The organism is Paenibacillus sp. TSM33 (assembly GCF_056099025.1).
In genome coordinates, this window is the sequence record NZ_JBLZXB010000001.1 from 1 (window position 1) to 20,338 (window position 20,338).

Annotated in this window: 23 protein-coding genes, 1 rRNA gene and 1 riboswitch; of the genes, 22 read left to right on the top strand and 2 right to left on the bottom strand. The window is 45.7% G+C overall.

Translation table 11 applies throughout. The features are described from left to right. Positions 1-19: 19 nt before the first annotated feature. Together rrf and ACN6NF_RS00010 are read left to right on the top strand one after the other, a co-directional pair. A 5S ribosomal RNA gene (rrf, locus tag ACN6NF_RS00005) occupies positions 20-136 on the top strand. A gap of 235 nt (positions 137-371) precedes the next feature. Continuing rightward, on the top strand, positions 372-791 hold the full coding sequence (locus tag ACN6NF_RS00010) for a hypothetical protein (RefSeq protein WP_474314080.1): 420 nt from the start codon (positions 372-374) through the stop codon (positions 789-791). Positions 792-1,147: 356 nt separating this feature from the next. On the opposite strand, the gene ACN6NF_RS00015 is transcribed toward ACN6NF_RS00010, so the two are convergent. Next, on the bottom strand, positions 1,148-1,675 hold the full coding sequence (locus tag ACN6NF_RS00015) for a hypothetical protein (protein WP_474314082.1): 528 nt from the start codon (positions 1,673-1,675) through the stop codon (positions 1,148-1,150). A gap of 398 nt (positions 1,676-2,073) precedes the next feature. Between ACN6NF_RS00015 and ACN6NF_RS00020 the strand changes: the two genes are divergently transcribed. The 10 genes from ACN6NF_RS00020 (at position 2,074) to rsmI (ending at position 10,092) form a co-directional block, all read left to right on the top strand. Further along, positions 2,074-2,259: a sigma factor G inhibitor Gin gene (locus ACN6NF_RS00020; protein ID WP_013368656.1), complete on the top strand. Its 186-nt coding sequence runs from the start codon at positions 2,074-2,076 to the stop codon at positions 2,257-2,259. 144 nt (positions 2,260-2,403) lie between these two features. Then, positions 2,404-3,987, top strand: coding sequence for an aminotransferase class I/II-fold pyridoxal phosphate-dependent enzyme (locus ACN6NF_RS00025; protein WP_474314084.1), 1,584 nt, complete (start codon positions 2,404-2,406; stop codon positions 3,985-3,987). 103 nt (positions 3,988-4,090) lie between these two features. Continuing rightward, positions 4,091-4,738 carry a dTMP kinase gene (gene tmk / locus ACN6NF_RS00030; RefSeq protein ID WP_474314086.1) on the top strand — a complete coding sequence of 216 codons (648 nt, stop codon included), beginning with the start codon at positions 4,091-4,093 and terminating at the stop codon, positions 4,736-4,738. 74 nt (positions 4,739-4,812) lie between these two features. Beyond that, the gene (locus tag ACN6NF_RS00035) at positions 4,813-5,142 is read left to right on the top strand and encodes a cyclic-di-AMP receptor (RefSeq protein ID WP_007427998.1); all 330 of its coding nucleotides are present in this window, start codon (positions 4,813-4,815) and stop codon (positions 5,140-5,142) included. A gap of 198 nt (positions 5,143-5,340) precedes the next feature. Beyond that, positions 5,341-5,784, top strand: coding sequence for a YaaR family protein (locus tag ACN6NF_RS00040; protein ID WP_474314166.1), 444 nt, complete (start codon positions 5,341-5,343; stop codon positions 5,782-5,784). Between the two features lie 246 nt (positions 5,785-6,030). Next, positions 6,031-7,026: a DNA polymerase III subunit delta' gene (gene holB, locus ACN6NF_RS00045; RefSeq protein WP_474314088.1), complete on the top strand. Its 996-nt coding sequence runs from the start codon at positions 6,031-6,033 to the stop codon at positions 7,024-7,026. Positions 7,027-7,164: 138 nt separating this feature from the next. Next, complete coding sequence (locus ACN6NF_RS00050) at positions 7,165-7,965, top strand: PSP1 domain-containing protein (protein ID WP_013368662.1); 801 nt, start codon at positions 7,165-7,167, stop codon at positions 7,963-7,965. Positions 7,966-7,992: 27 nt separating this feature from the next. Then, positions 7,993-8,367: a DNA replication initiation control protein YabA gene (gene yabA, locus ACN6NF_RS00055; RefSeq protein ID WP_474314091.1), complete on the top strand. Its 375-nt coding sequence runs from the start codon at positions 7,993-7,995 to the stop codon at positions 8,365-8,367. Between the two features lie 88 nt (positions 8,368-8,455). Then, positions 8,456-9,214 (top strand): tRNA1(Val) (adenine(37)-N6)-methyltransferase, encoded by a 759-nt coding sequence (locus ACN6NF_RS00060; protein ID WP_474314093.1) that lies wholly within the window; start codon positions 8,456-8,458, stop codon positions 9,212-9,214. Next, a complete protein-coding gene (rsmI, locus tag ACN6NF_RS00065; RefSeq protein WP_474314096.1) occupies positions 9,211-10,092 on the top strand; it encodes a 16S rRNA (cytidine(1402)-2'-O)-methyltransferase in 882 nt (293 codons plus the stop codon). Before ACN6NF_RS00060 ends, rsmI begins: the two co-directional genes overlap by 4 nt. 124 nt (positions 10,093-10,216) lie before the next feature. Here the strand turns inward: rsmI and ACN6NF_RS00070 are convergent, their stop codons facing one another. Next, positions 10,217-10,471, bottom strand: coding sequence for an AbrB/MazE/SpoVT family DNA-binding domain-containing protein (locus ACN6NF_RS00070; protein ID WP_007428005.1), 255 nt, complete (start codon positions 10,469-10,471; stop codon positions 10,217-10,219). A 331-nt stretch (positions 10,472-10,802) separates the two neighbouring features. On the opposite strand from ACN6NF_RS00070, the gene ACN6NF_RS00075 reads away from it, so the two are divergent. The 10 genes from ACN6NF_RS00075 to purR all read left to right on the top strand — a co-directional run bounded on the left by ACN6NF_RS00075 (position 10,803) and on the right by purR (position 20,182). Then, positions 10,803-12,086: an HD domain-containing protein gene (locus ACN6NF_RS00075; protein WP_474314098.1), complete on the top strand. Its 1,284-nt coding sequence runs from the start codon at positions 10,803-10,805 to the stop codon at positions 12,084-12,086. Positions 12,087-12,128: 42 nt separating this feature from the next. Further along, positions 12,129-12,899: a TatD family hydrolase gene (locus ACN6NF_RS00080; protein ID WP_474314100.1), complete on the top strand. Its 771-nt coding sequence runs from the start codon at positions 12,129-12,131 to the stop codon at positions 12,897-12,899. 200 nt (positions 12,900-13,099) lie between these two features. After that, positions 13,100-13,380, top strand: a riboswitch (cyclic di-AMP (ydaO/yuaA leader). A 271-nt stretch (positions 13,381-13,651) separates the two neighbouring features. Then, positions 13,652-14,800, top strand: a complete 1,149-nt coding sequence (locus tag ACN6NF_RS00085) for a G5 domain-containing protein (RefSeq protein WP_474314101.1) — start codon at positions 13,652-13,654, stop codon at positions 14,798-14,800. Between the two features lie 146 nt (positions 14,801-14,946). Then, the gene (rnmV, locus tag ACN6NF_RS00090; RefSeq protein WP_016818923.1) at positions 14,947-15,492 is read left to right on the top strand and encodes a ribonuclease M5; all 546 of its coding nucleotides are present in this window, start codon (positions 14,947-14,949) and stop codon (positions 15,490-15,492) included. A 7-nt stretch (positions 15,493-15,499) separates the two neighbouring features. Next, positions 15,500-16,384: a 16S rRNA (adenine(1518)-N(6)/adenine(1519)-N(6))-dimethyltransferase RsmA gene (gene rsmA, locus ACN6NF_RS00095; protein WP_474314167.1), complete on the top strand. Its 885-nt coding sequence runs from the start codon at positions 15,500-15,502 to the stop codon at positions 16,382-16,384. Positions 16,385-16,439: 55 nt separating this feature from the next. Beyond that, entirely contained in the window at positions 16,440-17,336 is an 897-nt protein-coding gene (yabG, locus tag ACN6NF_RS00100; RefSeq protein ID WP_474314170.1) for a sporulation peptidase YabG, read from the top strand. A gap of 200 nt (positions 17,337-17,536) precedes the next feature. Then, positions 17,537-17,818, top strand: coding sequence for a biofilm formation stimulator Veg (gene veg / locus ACN6NF_RS00105; RefSeq protein WP_013308120.1), 282 nt, complete (start codon positions 17,537-17,539; stop codon positions 17,816-17,818). A gap of 164 nt (positions 17,819-17,982) precedes the next feature. Next, positions 17,983-18,162, top strand: coding sequence for a small, acid-soluble spore protein, alpha/beta type (locus ACN6NF_RS00110; protein ID WP_007428013.1), 180 nt, complete (start codon positions 17,983-17,985; stop codon positions 18,160-18,162). A 144-nt stretch (positions 18,163-18,306) separates the two neighbouring features. Further along, positions 18,307-19,161: a 4-(cytidine 5'-diphospho)-2-C-methyl-D-erythritol kinase gene (gene ispE / locus ACN6NF_RS00115; protein ID WP_474314104.1), complete on the top strand. Its 855-nt coding sequence runs from the start codon at positions 18,307-18,309 to the stop codon at positions 19,159-19,161. Positions 19,162-19,342: 181 nt separating this feature from the next. After that, on the top strand, positions 19,343-20,182 hold the full coding sequence (purR, locus tag ACN6NF_RS00120; RefSeq protein ID WP_474314106.1) for a pur operon repressor: 840 nt from the start codon (positions 19,343-19,345) through the stop codon (positions 20,180-20,182). Positions 20,183-20,338 lie beyond the last annotated feature (156 nt).

A 20,338-nucleotide genomic window follows, 5' to 3' on the forward strand; every position in this document is an offset into this window, starting at 1 on the left:
TTTGCGAAGCGAATTCATGTTTGGTGGCGATAGCGGAGGGGTTCCACACGTACCCATCCCGAACACGACCGTTAAGCCCTCCAGCGCCGATGGTACTTGGACCGCAGGGTCCTGGGAGAGTAGGACGTTGCCAAGCAACGAGTAAAAAGGACCATGATCTTACTGAGATCTTGGTCCTTTTTTTTGCATATTGATGTAATTTAGAAATATCCTTACAAAAGGAAGGTAACATTTTTGTTACGGAATGTAAGAGCAAACCCTGTATAATATAGGTATTGAATCCCATACACATACGCTGCTATATTGCAGAATTATGCAAACTCCATTATAGGATTTTGTATAGTCAATCAGGCTGGTAAGGAGGGAAGATCATGCGGCGAAGTAAATGGCTTGCTCTATTGGTGCTATTCAGTGTCGCTGTCGCGATTCTTACCGGGTGCGTGGAAGAAGAGCCTTCTTGGACATCGTTTGAGGGTGCTGCTAACGAGAAGACGTTTCCGGTTCCCAAAGAAGCTAGTAAAACCGATCGGGCCAGCAGCAATTCGGACATGGACTATGTACGCTATGCACTCCCAGCGTTGAAGGAAAGCGATAGTCTACCTGCTCCTTATCTGGAGGAGATTGCAGCCTGGGGCTGGACTGAGGAACCAAATTTATCTACCTCGAATCAAAAGGTGTTCCAGAAAAATAAACACATGGTGCATTTGTCTGTGCATGATGGTTCTTTTACCGTATTGGTTCCAAAAGACAGAAAAGCTACTGTGAAGAGTAAAAGTGTAGACCTTAATTAAGAGTGCGATTTTCACTCAAGTATGTAACACAAGATGTATTGTGGGGTCATAGTTAACTCATAGCTTATTGGTTGCTGTGCATATAATGATGAATGATAAGATTGGGGAAGCACTTGAAACTGCCGTTGTGTAGAAAGTGGCTTCCTTTTATATATTTGTGTATAGACCGATTTACTACTTTAATGACATAGATAATGTGGGAAAAGTTATTTTAAAGAGAGAAGATACAACTATAATTGTTATAGTACAAAAAAGGAGCAACCCGACCCGGGTTGCTCCTTTATATTGTTTTTAGGCTGAAGCGTTGGGGATATATTAGTTGAAGTTTCAATCTGTATAGATAGGAAATGAATTGATTACTGTTGATAGTAGGAGGCTTCTTCATCGGTGAACTTCAACATGCCGTCTTTTCTCTCACCTGTAAGCCGACTCAAGACGTATAAACGCGGTGCAATGAGCCATAGGTGCCAGAAGAGTAAGGATACGGTAAAGGCTGGCGGAGACCAGAGAATGAATATGGCTGACAAGCAGATACCAATCCAGAGTGTATGTATGTGCACACGATGAAAAATCCTATAGCCTATGTATTGGTCTGTCATATAGCCTAGCCAAGGCAACCTGCGCTGGAATGCCCAGCGTTTGCGGAAGGCTGTCCCACCACCTATGTATAGGACAGATCGCGAGATTACGAAGTGTACCCATAAGGTTAGGAAAAAGGCAAGAGCAAACAAAAATACACTAGTCCAGGAAAAGGCAAGAAGCAGAAAGAGAAGCATAATAACAGGCAGTGTGAGGTGACTCCATATCAGCTGACGTGGTATATTGATTTTTTTGATGAGCTTGTAGTGATAGTAGGTAGCTTTGGTTCCGGTTTCCTCTGTCATGCGAACAGTCCTTTCATTAATCTACTGCATCACAAGTGGCTTCCCGTCCACAGCCGGAAAAAGGGACGGTACTTCGCTCATGCCGCTTTAATAAGCATCAATTATTTTTCTGTAAAAGTATAGAGCGACGACATCTAGCGTTAGCTAACCTATTCTATATTACAGGAAAAGCTCTCACTGATGAAGTGTGTAAAGGCTTCGATGAAAGGGCATCCTTACATAGAAGCTTTTCTTATTATATCGGCATATGCGCTGTTTTTTTAAACATACGGGGTACAAACACCATAATAGCCCAAGGGGAATATATATAGAGTATATCGTCGAATTGGGCTATGAAAAGGTTTAAAATACTAGAAAGTGACCCATACTAATAGTAAAAGAAACAAGGTGGGATGGATATGCATGATCAAGGTGACCACCGCTGCATCATATGCGGACAACACAAACATGAAGGCATTTTTATCGTTTCCGAGTTTATCTGTGACACGTGTGAAGCCGAAATGGTGCACACGGATGCAACTGACGCCAAATATCATTTTTTTATTGATCAACTAAAGCAAATTTGGGTACAGAAAAATGCATAATATCCTTCGCTAGCAAGTGTTTGAAGGATGGGCATTCCAAGGTCTGTCGATACGGGCCTTTTTTTCTGTGAGTAAAAGTAGGATTCCGCTTGATTTTACGATAAAATAGGGTAGATATAAAGCTTTGTTTGGAAGGATTGCAGAATGATGGGGAAAAAGGCGGTTCATGCACCATTAGTGGAAGCTCTAATACGTTACAGTTCTCAGGGAAATGCTTCTTTCCATGTACCCGGTCATAAGAACGGACAAGTCTATAGGCATGAAGAAATGGCGTCTCTGTTGCAAGAGGTGATGTCTATTGATGCGACGGAAATTACCGGATTGGATGATTTGCATCACCCGGAAGACGTGATCCATGAAGGACAGGAGCTGGCTGCGAAGTGCTTTGGTGCAGAAGAGAGCTTTTGGCTTATTGGAGGCAGCACGGTCGGTAATTTGGCTATGATTTTGACCGTATGTGCGAAGCCGGGAGATGTACTACTGGTACAGAGAAATGTACACAAATCTATCCTGAACGGTCTCATGTTATCGGGAGCCAAGGCCGTATTCCTAGATCCGGAAATAGATACACTAAGCGGGCTGGCGGTTGCTCCATCAACAGACACGATAAAGGCTGCACTCAAGGCCTATCCATTGGCTAAAGGAGTATTACTTACGCTGCCTAACTATTATGGGATGGGGCATGATCTGACTGCTACAGCTAAAGCTTGTCATGCAGCCGATGTGCCATTGATGGTAGATGAGGCACATGGTGCTCATTATGGACTGCATCCTCGTTTGCCAGTCTCTGCTCTTTCCTGTGGCGCTGATGTAGTCGTCCAATCGACACATAAAATGCTTCCAGCTATGACCATGGGAGCCATGTTACATGTGCAAGGACGGAGAATTCATCGGGAACTGCTGCGTCAGCGGTTGGCTATGGTGCAAAGCTCCAGCCCTTCGTATCCATTAATGGCCTCGCTGGATTTGGCAAGATGGTATATTGATGCTTATGGCACGGATGCCTTTACAGAGGGCCTAGCAGCAGCAGACGCTTTTAGAAAGGGGCTGGCGCAGCTCCCACGCTTTCGCTTAGTAGAACCTACACAGCAGGCAAGTGAAGAGCGTGACACTCAGAAGGGGATCTCTGAGGCCCTGGAAAGGGCTGAGAAGAGGAGTAATGGGTACTCAACTCATGACCCTTTTAAGATGGTGCTGTATGATACATGGGGTGTACTAGATGGCTTTGGATTAAAACGTGAGCTGGAGACTTACGGGTGTATCCCAGAGATGAGTGACGAGAAACATGTGGTTTTATTGTTTACGCTAGGCTCTACGGCTAGGGATGCGAGTCACCTGTTGCAGGCTCTTGTGCATATAAATAATGATATAAGGTTTAAGGGGACGGTTGATAAGCCGGAGTTAGCGGGGATAGAGCAGCAGAGACTAGAACTGGATTTTTCCACGTGGAACAATGAGGGAATGAAGGCTTACTCCAGTCCGGTGCAGTTTGGGCTTCAACCGATTAATTCCGATCAGATGGAGATTGTGCCTGTGGAGGAATCAGCTGGCAGGATAGCTGCTGAAATGATTATCCCGTATCCTCCAGGTATCCCGCTGCTATATGCAGGGGAAATGATCACAGAAGCAATTGCTCTGCGGATGAGTCGTCTACGTAAGCTGGGAGCTAAATGGCAAGGGGTAGCAGATGAAAGTATGCTTACGATTCGGGTATTCCGTTTACCATAAAGATTAGATACTAGAGAATTAACAAATACAGAAGACTGAATAAAAGAAGCATACGCAGCCTGTGGGTGACTTTTATTTTTCAGGCAGGAAAGCAGGGAATAACATGAATCGCAAAGGCATTTTTATTACGCTGGAGGGGGGAGACGGCTCCGGTAAAACAACCATGATCCAACGACTGGCGAGGTATATGGAAGAAGAAGGCCATCCAGTCGTCATGACAAGGGAACCGGGCGGCATCGAAATTTCTGAAAAGATTCGTTCTATCATTCTGGACCCTGCTCATACCAGTATGGATGCCCGAACAGAGGCGCTTTTATATGCGGCGGCGCGGCGCCAGCATTTGGTGGAGAAGGTAAAGCCGGCTATTGAGCAAGGAGCTATTGTATTGTGTGACCGTTTTGTGGACAGTAGCCTGGTCTATCAAGGGTTTGCAAGAGGGATTGGCATTGAAGAGGTAGCTTCGATTAATCGCTTTGCGGTAGATGATTGGGAGCCGGATGCCACGTTCTATCTAGATATTGAGCCCGAATTGGGGTTGGCAAGAATTAATGCGTCACGGGGAGAGGAAATGGATCGCCTCGATATGGAGAGCATATCGTTTCACCATAAGGTGCGAGAGGCTTATCTGGAGCTGGCCCACAAATTTCCGGAACGAATTACGATTGTGGATGCATCCCCCGCACCAGAACAGGTAGAACAAGTATTGAAGGATTTGCTGAAAAAGCGGTTTATACAGAATTTTAGCGTATAATTGTCGAAGGATATACGGTAAAATTGAGCTAGGGACAAAGCTGTCTCTAATATGACTTGAAGGAGGAATACAGGATGAAGCTGATTATTGCGATTGTACAGGATAAGGACAGTAATAGATTATCCAGCGGACTGGTAAAAGCTAATTTCCGTGCTACCAAATTGGCCAGCACAGGGGGATTTCTGCGTGCAGGTAATACGACATTTATGATTGGTGTCGATGACAATCAGGTAGACTCGTTGATGAATGTTATTCGCAGCAGTTGCAAGGTACGTGAACAGCTGGTCACACCCGTTACCCCTATGAGTGGGACGACGGACTCCTATCTGCCGTTGCCTGTTGAAGTGCAGGTAGGTGGAGCGACAGTTTTCGTGATGCCTGTAGACCGTTTCGAGCATTTCTGAATCTACACAATAGAACCTATTTTGCCGATATGATAGTGGAAATGCCTGTTTCTCGCTCATACGATGGGAATGAGAAGCAGACCCACTAAAATGGCAGCGCTACAGCGCAGACCCCGGAAAGCCGAAGAGACTCCCGAGTTCTCTATTGAACTGTTCGTTGAGGGAAAAGGGAAGCATCCGGGGAGAAAGCAGGTTTATATGAAAATAAATCCGGGCTACCGCCCTTTGCACAGTACATTATCTACAAATGAAACGAGTGCCAAGCCAATTCAGCCGAAAAGCTTCTCCGATGTTATGCAGCAAAATGGGGAGCAGGCTTCCAAGGAGGAATTGAACCGGCGCTTTAAGGAGATTCAAATGCAGGGAGATCGTCTTGCTCGCTCAATGACGATTCGTGAGTTGAAGGCCTATAAGATGCTGGTCAAACGGTTTTTGGAAGATACAGTTCGGCGAGGCGTGTCTATGAAGGACACAAAGGGATGGGATCGTCGGGGACGCAGCAAGCGTTATAAGCTGATTGATGAAGTGGATGAGCTATTGCTCAAAATGGCAGATGAGCTGCTCGAAACCGAGCAAGGGAAGATTGAGCTTTTGCAAGGAGTCGGTGAGATTAGGGGCTTGCTGATTAATCTCTCATTTTAATGCAGTCTTATGTTATAAATGAATACAGACGGGCTGTTGCCACGGAGAAATAATCTGCTTGCTGATCATGCTGGCAGATTATTTTTGACTATGTACATGTGGGCTAACGTAATATGCGAATAGCGGACAGCTATACTGAAGAACCATGATTTGAGGGTGAGATCATCGGAACAGCAACAAACCCGCCCGGGAAAACAATGATTTGCTGATATTCATCGTTGTTTTCAGTGGAGAAAGTGAGGAAATATGTCTTTCCAACATATATTGGGGCAGGATGTAGCCAAAAAAATGCTGCAAAGTGCATTGCGAAATCATACGGTCAGCCATGCTTATGTTTTTAGCGGACCGCAGGGAAGCGGACAGATGAACATGGCACAGACTTTTGCCAAGGCTTTATTTTGTGAGCAGCAGACGGATGATGCATGCGGGGAGTGCTTGTCGTGCCGCAAGGTAGAGCACGGGAATCACCCGGACTTGCACATCGTAGAGCCGGATGGAGCAACGGTTAAAATCGATCAGATTCGAGGGCTTCAACGAATATTTTCATACAAATCTGAAAGCTCCAATCCGAAGGTATATATCATTCGGCAGGCGGATACCATGACAGTGCAAGCTGCTAACAGCCTGCTTAAATTTTTGGAGGAGCCCCAGATTCCCGTGGTTGGTATACTCATTTCTGAAAATGGACAGGCGTTGCTGCCTACAATTCAATCGCGGACACAGCAGGTACCTTTCCACGCTTTACAGCCGGAAATGATGATGCAGGTCTTAATTGGGGAAGGCTATACGGCAGGGCTTGTCCGGTCAGTGGTTCATATGGCTTCAGGATTGGAATCATGTAGAGAAATTCTCCAGCAGAATTGGTTTGCAGAAATTAGAAACGTAGTGTTACAATTAGTGAAGGAGTCCATGAGCCGGGGGAGTTCGTCGATTATTCTGGCTCAACAGAAGATTTTTAAAACTGGACTTTCTGAACACCTGGATATTCTGTTTCATCTGTTTCATTTGTGGTTTAAAGATATGCTTCATTTCCGTTACGGAAGGCACGAAAGCATTGTTTTCATAGATCATTTGGAGTCCGTCTCCAAATTGGCAATCACCCGCAGCACGGAACAATGGGTCTCTTATATGGATTTGGCCGCGAATTGCAGGAAGAAGCTCCGTTTTCACGTTAACGGACAATTATGCGTGGAGCAGCTTCTGATTGGGTTGTCCGATACAAGCGGTTCTATCACCGGCTAACAGGAAGGCGCGCTTGTTCCACTCTGCACAATCCGCGACGCCAGGTTCCCGGTTTGTGCGACAGTGAGACTTCAATTGCGGCCATTCGTACAATGTCGGCTACAAATGAGGTTTAGTGGCATACAAGGGGGTTAATTTTTGTATAGTGTAGTGGGTGTCCGTTTCAAGAAGGCGGGCAAGACTTATTATTTTGATCCGCTGGACCTTCCAGTGGAGAAAGAAAACTGCGTCATAGTAGAGACCGCACGCGGTATTGAATATGGCAAGGTTGTGGTGGGCAAAAAAGAAGTAAATGATTCGGATGTTGTCCTACCCTTAAAAAAAGTCATTCGTATTGCCGGAGATGATGACGCTCTTGTTGTAGAAGAGAATAAATTGGCGGCCAAGGATGCATTCGGTACGTGTTTAAATAAAATTAAAGACCATAACCTTAAAATGAAGCTGGTAGATGTGGAATTTACATTTGACCGCAATAAGATCATTTTTTATTTTACGGCTGAGGGTCGGGTTGATTTTCGAGAGCTTGTAAAGGATTTGGCCAGCATTTTTCGTACACGAATTGAGCTGCGGCAGATCGGAGTACGGGATGAGGCTAAAATGCTTGGTGGAATCGGACCTTGCGGACGCATTCTGTGTTGTTCCTCATGGCTGGGGGATTTTGACCCGGTATCTATTAAGATGGCGAAGGATCAGAGCTTGTCGCTGAATCCGACGAAAATTTCCGGGTTGTGCGGAAGATTGATGTGCTGTCTCAAATTTGAACATGATAACTACGAGAGCATGCGAGAAGAGCTGCCTCAGGTAGGTAAGATGGTTATCACCTCTCTAGGAGAAGGAAAAGTGGTAGGTGTCAATGCAGGCCATCGTACGGTACATGTTCAACTGTTTGAGATCAGTAAGGTCAAGGAACTTCCAATGGACGATGTAGTCGTCAAGTAAACCATTAGGTTGCTTCGGGGTGGAAACTTGGATAAATTAAATGTTTTTGCGCGTATTCACGAAATGGAAACCCAAATGGGACAGTTGCATAGCGATCTGGGTGAATTGAAACTGGCAGTAAAAGAGCTGCTGGAGGAAAATCAACGACTAACGATTGAAAACGAACAGGTGCGCAAGATGCTCAAACGTGAAACCTCTGGAGAAGAAAAGACGGCAAGCAAGCCGAAACTTCCTCCTCCGATCGTCATTAAGGATGAAGAGGAGACGGGTGAGGTCGTGGGCGAAGGCTACGACAATCTGGCAAGGCTGTATCATGAAGGATTTCATATATGCAACGTGTATTACGGACATTTGCGAACAGAAGGCGATTGCCTCTTCTGTCTGTCATTTTTGAATAAATAAAAACAAGCCGTAGGAGCAAGATGCCTACGGCTTTTTTGTAAGGAAGTATGAGTAAAAAGCGATTTAGGCTATAGGATGGGAGAGCATTATGTACGAAAATGAAAAGAAGTCTGAACGAATTGATGATCTGCTTTCACATAATCTGCGTATTATCCAAAGTGATGAAGTGTTCAGCTTTTCGATGGATGCGGTCTTGCTGGCACGGTTTGCAGGCATTCCGCTTCAGCGTGGGAAGATTCTCGATTTGTGCACGGGCAATGGGGTTGTTCCCATACTGTTGACGACACGCACCAAAGCATCTATTGAAGGAATTGAGATTCAACCACGCCTGGTAGATATGGCTAGACGGAGCGTCAGTTTGAATGGATTAGAAGATGCGATTGAGATTCGGGAAGGAGACTTGCGTGAACTGGTTCAAATCACGGGACATGGCGTGTATGATGCAATTACTGTGAATCCTCCCTATATGCCGCTAAATGGTAGCGATATCAAGCTGAACCCTCACCAGGCCATTGCTCGTCATGAAGTGAACTGTACACTGGAAGAAGTCATCCAGGCATGTTCTCGGCTTGTCCGAAATGGGGGGAAAGTATCGATGGTTCATCGCCCACAGCGCCTGGGTGAGATTATATCCTTGATGCGCAGTTATAGCCTGGAACCCAAGCGGATACGTTTTGTTCACCCACGGATTCATATGGAAGCGAATATGGTACTTGTTGAAGCGATGCGTGACGGCAAACCGGAAGTTCGTCTATTACCTCCACTCATTGTATATCAGGAAGATGGGAACTATACTCAGGAAATAAGGGAAATCTATGGAGAAGTAAGCAAGGGGGATTCAGTGTGACAGCAGCTGTACAAAAAAGCTTTAGTAACCGTGAAGAGGAACGGGGAAAGTTATATCTCGTTGCCACCCCGATTGGCAATCTGGACGATATGACCTTTAGGGCAATTAACACCCTAAAGTCGTGCAATATTATCGCTGCCGAGGATACGCGACAGACACGCAAACTGCTCACACATTTCGACATCACGCCGGAAATGCTCTTCAGTTATCATGAACATAATAAGGCTGCCAGTGGGCCTGAGCTGATACGTTATATAATAGAAGGAAAAAATTTGGCACTAGTTAGCGATGCAGGTCTACCGGCCATTTCTGATCCTGGTTCGGATCTGGTCAAGCTGGCACTTGAAGCAGACATCAGCGTTATTCCTATCCCAGGGGCAAATGCTGCATTATCAGCTTTAATTGCCTCAGGACTGGATACAGAGAGGTTTACCTTCGCTGGATTTCCACCAAGGGAGAAAAAGGATCTAGAGAAGTTGTTACAATCATTTCAGGTATCCCATGGCACGATTCTTTTTTATGAGTCGCCCCACCGTATTGTAAAGACATTGACGGTAATAAAGGAAACATTAGGATTACGCAAAGTAGTGCTTGCCCGTGAACTGACCAAGCTGCATGAGGAATGGGTGCGTGGAACGGTGGAGCAATGTCTTGCAAAACTAGAGGAGAATCCACCGATTGGTGAATATTGTCTGGTCGTTGAGGGAAAAAACGAAGAGGAAGAGGAACAGGAGCGTCAGGCATGGTGGCAGGACTTATCTTTGGAGTCTCACGTCGCGCATTACGAGTCAGAGGGGCTTACACGCAAGGATGCCATGAAGCGTACAGCTACAGACCGTTCAATTTCCAAGAGGGATGTATACAACGCACTCTTATGAGTACGTGTGTAAACAAAAAAGGGCCTTCCAACGGTTGGGTTCAAACCGTGGAAGGCAACAAGGAGTATATATGAAAAAGGTTAGAATTAACAATCTCTGATAAGTCTATTATATACTAAAATTCTCAGTTTGTCACAGGTGTTGGGATTTCAGAAATGCAATCTTGGCAAACAATTTTCCCTTTGAAGTAAATTACGTTCTCAGCATTGCCGCAGAAGATACAAGCAGGCTCGTATTTTTTAAGCATGATGCGCTCACCATCAACGTAAATTTCCAAAGCGTCTTTCTCTCCGATTCCCAGGGTACGGCGCAATTCGATTGGAATAACAACACGTCCGAGCTCGTCAACTTTTCTTACAATACCAGTGGATTTCATCATAATAAATCAGGCTCCTCTCGCCGTTTAAAATAATATAAGTGTCATTATTCGACAAAATTTTCTCTTTTCTGATATTTACTATACCAACGATTCCCAAAACAGTCAACCTTAAAAAAGTAGTAACAGCCTAATTATGCAAAAGTATTTAGAACAAAGAGCTTTATTCATGTGAATTACCTTATTTTACGGATGATTTGTCTTGTGTGTCGATTTGGAAATGTCGAAAAGTGATGATTCGACATATTACGACAAACGATGTCGAATGAGGGAGGGCGTTTAGGATTTTATTGTATTTTAATCCATTATTCCGAATTTTAAAGGAGCTGATATCTTGCACCAGCCACTCAGTGAAGAAAAAGTTTTTAAGGACCCGGTACATAATTACATCCATGTTCAGGATACTGTGATATGGCGATTGATCAATACGCCGGAGTTCCAACGTTTACGACGCATTCGCCAGTTAGGCACATCTTATCTGACGTTTCATGGAGCGGAGCATAGCCGGTTTTCACATTCACTGGGCGTATACGAGATTACGAGACGTATCATTTCCCAATTTGAACGTGGGGATTTTCCCGACTGGCCAAAGGAAGAAAGACTGGTTGCTCTGTGTGCCGCCTTGTTGCACGATGTAGGGCACGGTCCATTTTCTCATTCCATTGAAGAAGCCTTCCATATGAACCATGAGGATTGGACATGCCGCATTGTACTGGGGGACACGAAGATCAATGCGGTGCTACGGCAAGTGGATGAGAAGCTGCCACACCAGGTCGCGGCGGTTATAGCCAAAACGTATGATAAGCCGATCGTTGTCAACCTGGTAACGAGTCCGCTGGATGCTGACCGTATGGATTATTTGTTGCGGGATGCTCATTCGACTGGTGTTAACTACGGAACGATTGATTTGGATCGTATTTTACGTTTGTTACGTCCTCACAATGGGAGAATTGTCGTAAAAGAGTCGGGTATGCATGCAGTAGAGGATTATTTAATGTCACGCTATCAGATGTATTGGCAAATTTATTTTCATCCTGTAACACGCAGCTCGGAAATTCTTTTACGTAAAATTTTCAAGAGAGCAAAGGAATTGTTCAAAAACGGATATGAGTTTGGTTTTCTGCTTGATCCGCTGCCCGATCTGTTAAAGGGAGAACTAACAGTGGAGCAGTATTTGATGCTGGACGAATCTTTGATTCAGGCGGTATTTAGCCAATGGAAACGAGAAAAGGACGAAATTTTAAGTGATTTGAGCAGCCGTTTTATGGATCGTAGATTGTATAAATATGTAGAAATTGAAAATATGGATACAGATACCGTAGTCCATATTCGAGAGGCGTTGGAAAAGGCTGGCTTGCATCCTGAATATGATCTTGAAATTGATTTTCCGACAGATCTTCCTTATGATGTGTTTCGGCAGGGTGGCTCAACGGACAACCAGATTTTATTGCTTGGACGTCAGGGCGAGGTGCGAGAAATATCCGAAGTTTCAGAAATTGTGCGCTCAATAAGTGGCATTCACCGAGGAAAATATCACATGTATTTTCCCCAAAATAAATTGAACGGGGTAAAAGACAGGCTTCCTGCCGAAATAAGGAATTATTTTGTCAAACAATAGACAAATATATGGAAATGTAAGTAAGAATAGGAGATGAAAACCTTGGATTTATTCGACACTCATACTCACCTGGATGCGCCACAATTTGACGAAGACCGTGAAGAAGTTATAGCACGTGCTGTCGAATCAGGAGTAACACGGATGATCAATATCGGATTTAATCGTGAGACCATTCCATCCACCATGAAGCTGGCTGAGACGTATAATTTTATTTATGCGGCCGTTGGATGGCATCCGCAGGATGCCATTACAATGCAGGAGGGTGATTTAGAATGGATTGCATCGTTATGCAGCCATAAAAAGGTTGTAGCGATCGGAGAGATCGGTCTGGATTACTATTGGGATACATCACCAAAGGATGTACAGCAGCAGGTGCTTCGAAATCAAATTGGTCTGGCACGTGAGCTCAACATGCCAATTGTTATCCATAACCGGGATGCTCATGAAGATATTGTGAGAATTTTACGTGAGGAAAAGGCCGGCGAGATTGGCGGAGTCATGCACTCCTTTTCTGGGAGCTGGGAGACTGCTAAAATGGTACTGGATATGGGTTTCCACCTTTCTTTTGGCGGACCCATAACGTTCAAAAATGCCAAGCAGCCAAAAGAGGTGCTGGCTCAGGTTCCGCTGGACCGTCTGCTTATTGAAACCGACGCACCTTACCTGACGCCTCACCCGTTTCGCGGGAAGCGAAATGAGTCGGCACATGTGAGATTGGTGGCAGAGGCAGCCGCCCAAATTAAGGGAATTACGGTGGAGGAATTGGTATCCATTACGACCCAAAATGCCCTGGAACGATTTGACATTCAGTGAAAAAGAGAATAAATCAATCAAAATAAAGAGATAGACGGAGCTAATTATGATTTTGTTGCAGGAAACTCAACAATATTACAATTTTTTAACCGAATATTTTAAAAAATGTAGTTGAAACCTGCTTTACAACATGCATGTAAACAGGATATCATCTTTTCAGTGAATTGTTGTTGAGTGTAAACATCAACAAATCATTTCATGAACCAGTCTCGCTGAGTCCCTTTTACAGGGAACGGGGGAACCGATATGGCTTACAGTACGTCCGGCGTATGTGCAAGAGAGAATGTCTCTTCAGCAGCCGGCTCGACCGAAATTCATTTCCTGTATGGGATGAACAGGTAGAGAAGCCGTATTTCGATTTCTTTTCTGGGTCTTCGGGGTGAATGTGAAGGCGACCGCCATGAGCGGTTGACCTAAGCTAGGGCGACTCTCTACGTCCGAACCCGACAGCTAACCCCGTAAGCGTAACAAGAGAGAAGCCATCTCGTGCATGAGTTTTCCCGCATATTCACACATGTCGGAAGCCACGAAAGAGCTCTCTAGTCTCTTTCTTTGGCTTTTTTTGTTGTGAATAAAAGAAAATCTGTCATCATACTGTGGTTAAACAGGGGAGGACAGCATGCCGCGAAGACGGGTACATGGTGCAGGACAGTCGCAGTACGGGCTTGTCTTGTAGAAAATCTGTTATAGTCACGTCAACGATCAACTATGTCTTACTCCAGACGGCGGGCTATGTAAGGAGGACGGAGGAAATGGGCATTTTCCGAAAAGAGGAGACCCATGAGTCACGCTCATCCAGCATGTCTTACGTATTACGTTGGAAGCAAGAGAATGTGCGCCAGGCTGCTTTGGTTGCTATTTTTCTAATCGCACTAACGATTATGATTTCAATTCTGATGTACACGCAATCTAAAAAACAAGTCTTTTTTGTCATCGATGGTAAGGCATCTGCGGTAGAAACCCGGGAAACCAAGCTCCAAGATTTGCTCAATGAGCATTCTATTTCACTTCAGCCGCATGATACAATTTCCATGCCGCTAAATGGGGCAGTACAGGATGGGGATCGCGTAGTCATTAAACGTGCCAATCAGGTTAAAGTATCCTCAGGCAATGAGACGAAAAAGCTGTACACAACAGAAAATACAGTAGAGGGTGCCATTCGCACTTCGGGCTATAAATTATCATCAACGGATAAAGTTTACCCTGCGTTGGATGCCTCTGTTTCAGCTAACATGGACATAAAAATCGTCCGTGTGAAGAAACAGCAGGTCGAACAGAAAAAACAAGTGCCTTATCAGGTCATCAAAACGGCAGATCCAAGTCTCTATAAAGGCGATAATCGAGTCATTCAAAGTGGCAAATCGGGTGTGGTAGTTCAGCATGTTCAAAAGGTATACCATGATGGGAAATTGGTATCCAAACAGCTGGTCAACAAGGAAGTCGCACAGAATCGTGTGGATAAGGTAATTGCGGTAGGAACGAAGAAAAAACCGGTCGTTCTAGCTGCTTCCATCGGCCCTAAAGATGCGGTTAAGGCTACAAAGGTTAGTTCGGGCAGTGCTGTCCGTAAAGCAGGTATTAATTTTAATTATAGAAAAGTTTTACAAAACGTCTCCATGACGGCGTATTCCGCACAGGAGCCAGGTATCGGTACACGTACCGCCTCCGGCACACGTGTCACGGAAGGACGCACCATCGCTGTCGATCCGAGTGTAATTCCAATCGGGTGGTGGGTGTATATTGAAGGGGTGGGCTTCCGCCGTGCGGAGGATACCGGTGGCGCGATTAAAGGCCACAAAATCGATGTGTATTATGAGAGTTTGAGCCGGGCCAATCAATTTGGTCGTAAGCACGGTAAAACCGTATATGTTATCGGACCTGTAAAGCCGGAAATCAACTAAAACAGGTTGTGTATGTTGAGGACAATGCGATAGTATTAACAACATAGTTATGCCATGCTAAGAAGAGGATATCCTCTTCTTATTTTGTTTTCAAAAGCAGGGAAAGATAAATATATGTTGCTGTGTAGCAGTGGAGGGAAACGAAGATGATCAAGGAAGTGATCGTGGTGGAAGGCCGGGATGATACGGTAGCCATTCGCCGTGCTGTCGAAGCAGATACGATAGAAACTGGCGGTTCAGCCATTAATAAAATGACGCTGCGGAAAATTGCATTGGCGCAGGAACGGCGGGGGGTCATTATTTTAACTGATCCCGATCATGCAGGGGAGCGTATCCGTAAAATCATCGCCTCCAAGGTCCCCGGCTGCAAGCAGGCTTTTATACCTGAGGCAGAGGCGACGCGCAAAGGGGATATTGGCGTAGAGAATGCCTCCCCGGAAGCCATCAGACACGCTCTCGCGCGAGTACATACGACAGTGGAAGGTGCCGAACCGCTGATTGAATGGGCGGACCTGATTGACGCTGGACTTATTACCCATCCTAATGCTGCTGCACGCCGTATGGCCTTGGGGAATGTATTGGGTATTGGCTATTGTAACGGAAAGCAGCTACATAAGCGGCTCTCTGTATTTCAGATCAGCCGTGAGGAATTTGCCAGTGCGCTGGCACAAATCGAAAGTGAAGGATTGTGATATCCGTATGACAGGGATTCAAGATATAGCAACACCGCGGCGTACGAAGGAAATTATTCAAAGGCACGGTTTTTCGTTCAAAAAGAGCTTGGGACAAAACTTTCTGATTGATCAAAATATTCTGAGCAAGATCGTAAATGCTGCCGGATTGGATGATACAAAGGGCGCGCTTGAGATCGGTCCGGGGATTGGAGCTTTGACCGAGAAATTGGCGCAATCGGCTAAGGCGGTTACCGCTGTCGAGATTGATCAGCGGCTGCTGCCCATTCTTGAAGAAGTGCTGGCCCCTTACGAGCATGTAAAGGTTCGTCATGGAGACGTATTGAAGCTGGATTTGCGTGAGGTGTTTGCAGTCGATTTTGCAGACGTGAGCAAAGTGAGTGTCGTTGCTAATCTGCCATATTACGTCACTACACCGATCCTGATGCGGCTGCTGGAGGACAAGCTTCCTTTGGAGAATATCGTCGTTATGATTCAAAAGGAGGTGGCTGAGCGCATGGCAGCGTCTCCTGGTACGAAGGATTACGGCAGTTTAAGCATAGCCGTGCAATATTACAGCGAGCCTGAGTTAGTCTGTACGGTGCCGAATACAGTATTTATTCCGCAGCCAAATGTTGATTCGGCAGTTATTCGGCTGCGTGTACGAGAAGTTCCTCCGGTAAAAGTGGTGGACGAAAAGCATTTCTTTGAAGTAGTTCATGCCGCCTTTGCCCAACGTCGTAAAACCATTTCAAATAACCTAAAAAGCCGCTTCTTCACCAAAGAGAACAGGGACACGCTGGAGCCGCTGTTGCACCAAGCTGATATTGAGCCTTCCCGTCGAGGGGAAACGCTGAGTATCGAGGAATTTGCGCGTCTCAGCGCCGTTCTGTTAGAGGCTGGAATATCCTAAAGTGGAACCAAACTGTGCATTCACCCATACGATATAGGAGGGGTGATACAGTGTGATGAGTTTAGGAGACTTGGTCGTTCGGAAATCGTACGGCGGTGATGTCACGTTTCGCGTAGAGGACATCCAGCGGGATAAAGCGATCATTAAGGGGACGGAATTTCGGCTACTGGCCGATTCCCCGGTGAACGATCTGGTCAGAGTGCCCGCAGACCAGATTAGCGGTAAGGCTCAACAGGCCCACATTAAGGCTGGGGAGTCTCTTAATCTTTTGCAACGGGCACGCCAGCAGCAAGCTGCCCGTAGCCAGGCGGCTCTGATTGGAGAGTGGAGTGATCCGGTGGAGTCAACGTATTTTGAAATGCCAGGAAAGGTTCTTCATCTGGATGGAGATCCTGGATATTTAAGGAAATGTCTCAGTCTATATGAACAGCTCCGTGTTCCCGCAGAGGGACATCACGTTCACGAATCGGCAATGGCCGATACGTTATACCGACTGCTTCCCCGCATTCGTCCTGATATTGTAGTCATCACTGGACATGATGGTGTGCTAAAGCAACCGCAGCCTTATGATTTGTACAGCTTGAAAAGCTACAAGAATTCGCAAAATTTTGTGGCAGCGATTCAGGTAGCAAGACAATATGAGCGTCATCTGGATTCACTAACAATTGTAGCGGGGGCGTGTCAGTCCCATTTTGAGGCGCTGTTACGTGCGGGAGCCAATTTTGCCAGCTCACCAGGGCGTATCCTGATTCACGCTCTGGACCCCGTTTACGTGGCTGCCAAGGCCGCATTTACTTCAATCCGTGATACGGTCAATATGGGAGACTTGTTTCACCAGACCATCAGTGGCAGCCGCGGAGTGGGTGGAATTGAAACAAGGGGAAGCTACCGCATCGGTTTGCCTAAGCTTGAAAATTTGTCAACGCTTAAAGTAACGCCTTCAGCGATCTGAGATTCAAATGTGCCTGATAGGATTTATTTGAACAAAAGCCTCTTTTTAGAGGCTTTTTGTCATTTTTTATGTATATTATTCCTGTTCGCAAAAAAATTAAATTGACAACTTATTTTTCGTGTTGTTATAATATTTAGCTTGATTTGACAATCCCTCTAAAATTCGTTATAATGGACAAGGAAAGAGGTGGTCGTTAGGCAATGGCTAAAAATACGCTGTTGGAAATCAAACGCAGTCTCGACGCACATGTAGGGCAAAAAATTTTGCTGCGGGCTAACGGCGGACGCCGTAAGACCGTCGAACGAACTGGTGTCTTGGAAGAAACGTACCCTTCTGTTTTTATCGTCAAGCTGGATCAGGAGCAACAGACGTTTAAACGTGTCTCCTACAGCTATGCTGACATTCTTACCGAGTCGGTGGAGGTCAGTGTATATGATCCCGACTCCCACACAAGTGTAGTCGAATATTTCGAAACACCATAATTCTTTTTTACGTGATTTATACCAGCTTTGCAGGTTTAACGGCGACCTCGTCATTTTAATGGCGGGGTCGTTTTGTATTTACAGAGCAGGATGAAGCATGATGCCTCTGCACATACTAAGGTGGGAATGATCTTCCTTATTCCATTGCCGAAGGAGGCGTATGCATGAGCCGAAGAAGACGGAGTGTTATGTCGGAAGAGCTGAAGTATGAACTGGCCAAAGATCTTGGGTTTTACGACACGGTCAAGGAAGAAGGCTGGGGAGGCATTAAAGCCAAGGATGCGGGCAATATGGTCAAGCGAGCCATTCAGCTTGCGGAGCAGGCGGCTTCTCGCAAATCGTAGCCATCGGCGGTGCTGATGAAAAGCGGGGATATCCGGGGTCATACCGGGGCATCTCCGCTTTTTTGAACCTCATGACTTGACAGGCTGAGTCTGATATAATATGTTAAGCTGTCTTGAGGGAAAAGTTGAAGGTGGGTGAACGCCTTGAAAATATATGAAAAAGCACCGGCGAAAATTAATTTAATGCTTGATGTTCTACGTAAGCGAGACGATGGTTATCACGAAGTGGAAATGATTATGACTATGGTCGATCTATCTGACCGATTGACGATGTCCGAGTTACCCCGTGATACCATTATCATTTCAAGTCAAGCCGGGTACATACCATTGGATGAAAAGAACTTGGCTTTTCAGGCTGCGCGTCTGATCAAAGAACGTTATAACGTATCTACAGGCGTCCATATTCATCTGGATAAGCATATCCCGGTGGCTGCAGGATTAGCAGGTGGAAGCAGCGATGCTGCTGCAGCATTGCGTGGATTGAACAAGCTGTGGAAACTCGGTATCTCGGATGCCGAATTAAGGGTGCTGGGTGCTGAATTGGGTTCAGACGTACCTTTCTGTATTACAGGGGGCACAGCTTTAGCGAGCGGACGCGGAGAACTGCTCAAGCCACTGCCGAATCCGCCACAATGCTGGGTAATCCTGGCCAAGCCGCCGATTAATGTATCGACGGCTGAAGTGTATGGTCGTGTCAAAGCGGATCAGATTACACACCACCCGTCTGCCCGGCAGATGGAGCAGGCGATTCGTAGCGCTTCTTTTACCGATGTATGCAACGCCCTGGGGAATGTACTGGAGGACGTGACATTAAAGCTGTATCCAGAAGTGGAGCATCTTAAAAACTCCATGATTCGTTTAGGAGCAGATGGCGTGCTGATGTCAGGCAGTGGACCTACAGTGTTCGGGTTGGTATCTAAGGAAGCCAAAGTGCCACGGATCTATAACGGACTAAGAGGCTTTTGTAAAGATGTATACGCAGTACGACTTTTGACCTGATTTTAGATATTTTCTTCATATTATAGTGGCAATTGTTGTACAAATACGTACGAAGATGATATATTTACTATTAAATATTCGGATTTTACTATATCACTTACATTCCGCCAGCAACCGGCCAGTCCGCCGGTGCTTTATTGTACGAAGCGGGCGGCAGGAGAATAGATCGCGAGGAATTGTTGTGAAAAAACTTAAAAGAAGCTCACGATTGGTGGAAATGACGCAATTCTTGTTGTCACGGCCGCATACATTGGTGCCTCTTACTCATTTTGCAGACCGATACGGGGCAGCTAAGTCGTCGATAAGCGAGGATCTAGCTATTATCAAAGAAGTATTTGAGGATGAGGGCACTGGCGAGCTTCTGACACTGGCGGGAGCGGCAGGGGGCGTCAAGCTGATCCCACGGCTCTCCAAGCAGCATGCGCTTGCGTTTGCGAACGACTTGTGCGCGCAGCTGGAGCAGCCTGATCGCATATTACCGGGAGGGTACCTATATCTGTCCGATTTGCTGGGCCAACCAGCGATGATGAACGAAGCAGGTAAAATATTTGCGACCGCTTTTGCCGATCGTCAGATTGATGTGGTTATGACTGTGGAGACGAAGGGCATCCCGCTCGCATATGCAACCGGAGCACAGCTTAATTTGCCAGTCGTGCTTGTACGCCGTGACCATCAGGTGACAGAAGGCTCAGCTGTAAGTATTAATTATGTTTCTGGATCACAAAAGAGCCTGCACACAATGTCATTATCCAGACGTGCAATGCGTGAGAAATCGCGTGTGCTCATCGTAGATGACTTTATGAAGGCTGGCGGCACGATACAAGGAATGGTTGACTTGTTAGCAGAGTTTGATGCTGAGGTAGCTGGTGTCGGTGTTCTGGTAGAGTCGGGCGAGGTGGAAAACGAAGAGCGCCTGTTGCACGATTATATTTCACTGGCAAATCTGACTGCAGTCGATTCTCGAAGCAAGCAAATTACAGTCAAGCTGGGTAATTATTTTGATGAGGTAACAGGGCAGTAAATTGTCACAATTCATCATAAAATACCTAAATATGTCGAAAAGAAATCTTTTCAAAAAAATTACCTGAATTTAGGATACGAATTGTCCAAAAAAAGAAGGAATTCGAAATGCTGTGTGGAATGTATACACCAAGTCCTATTTGGAAAAAGGTGGTGA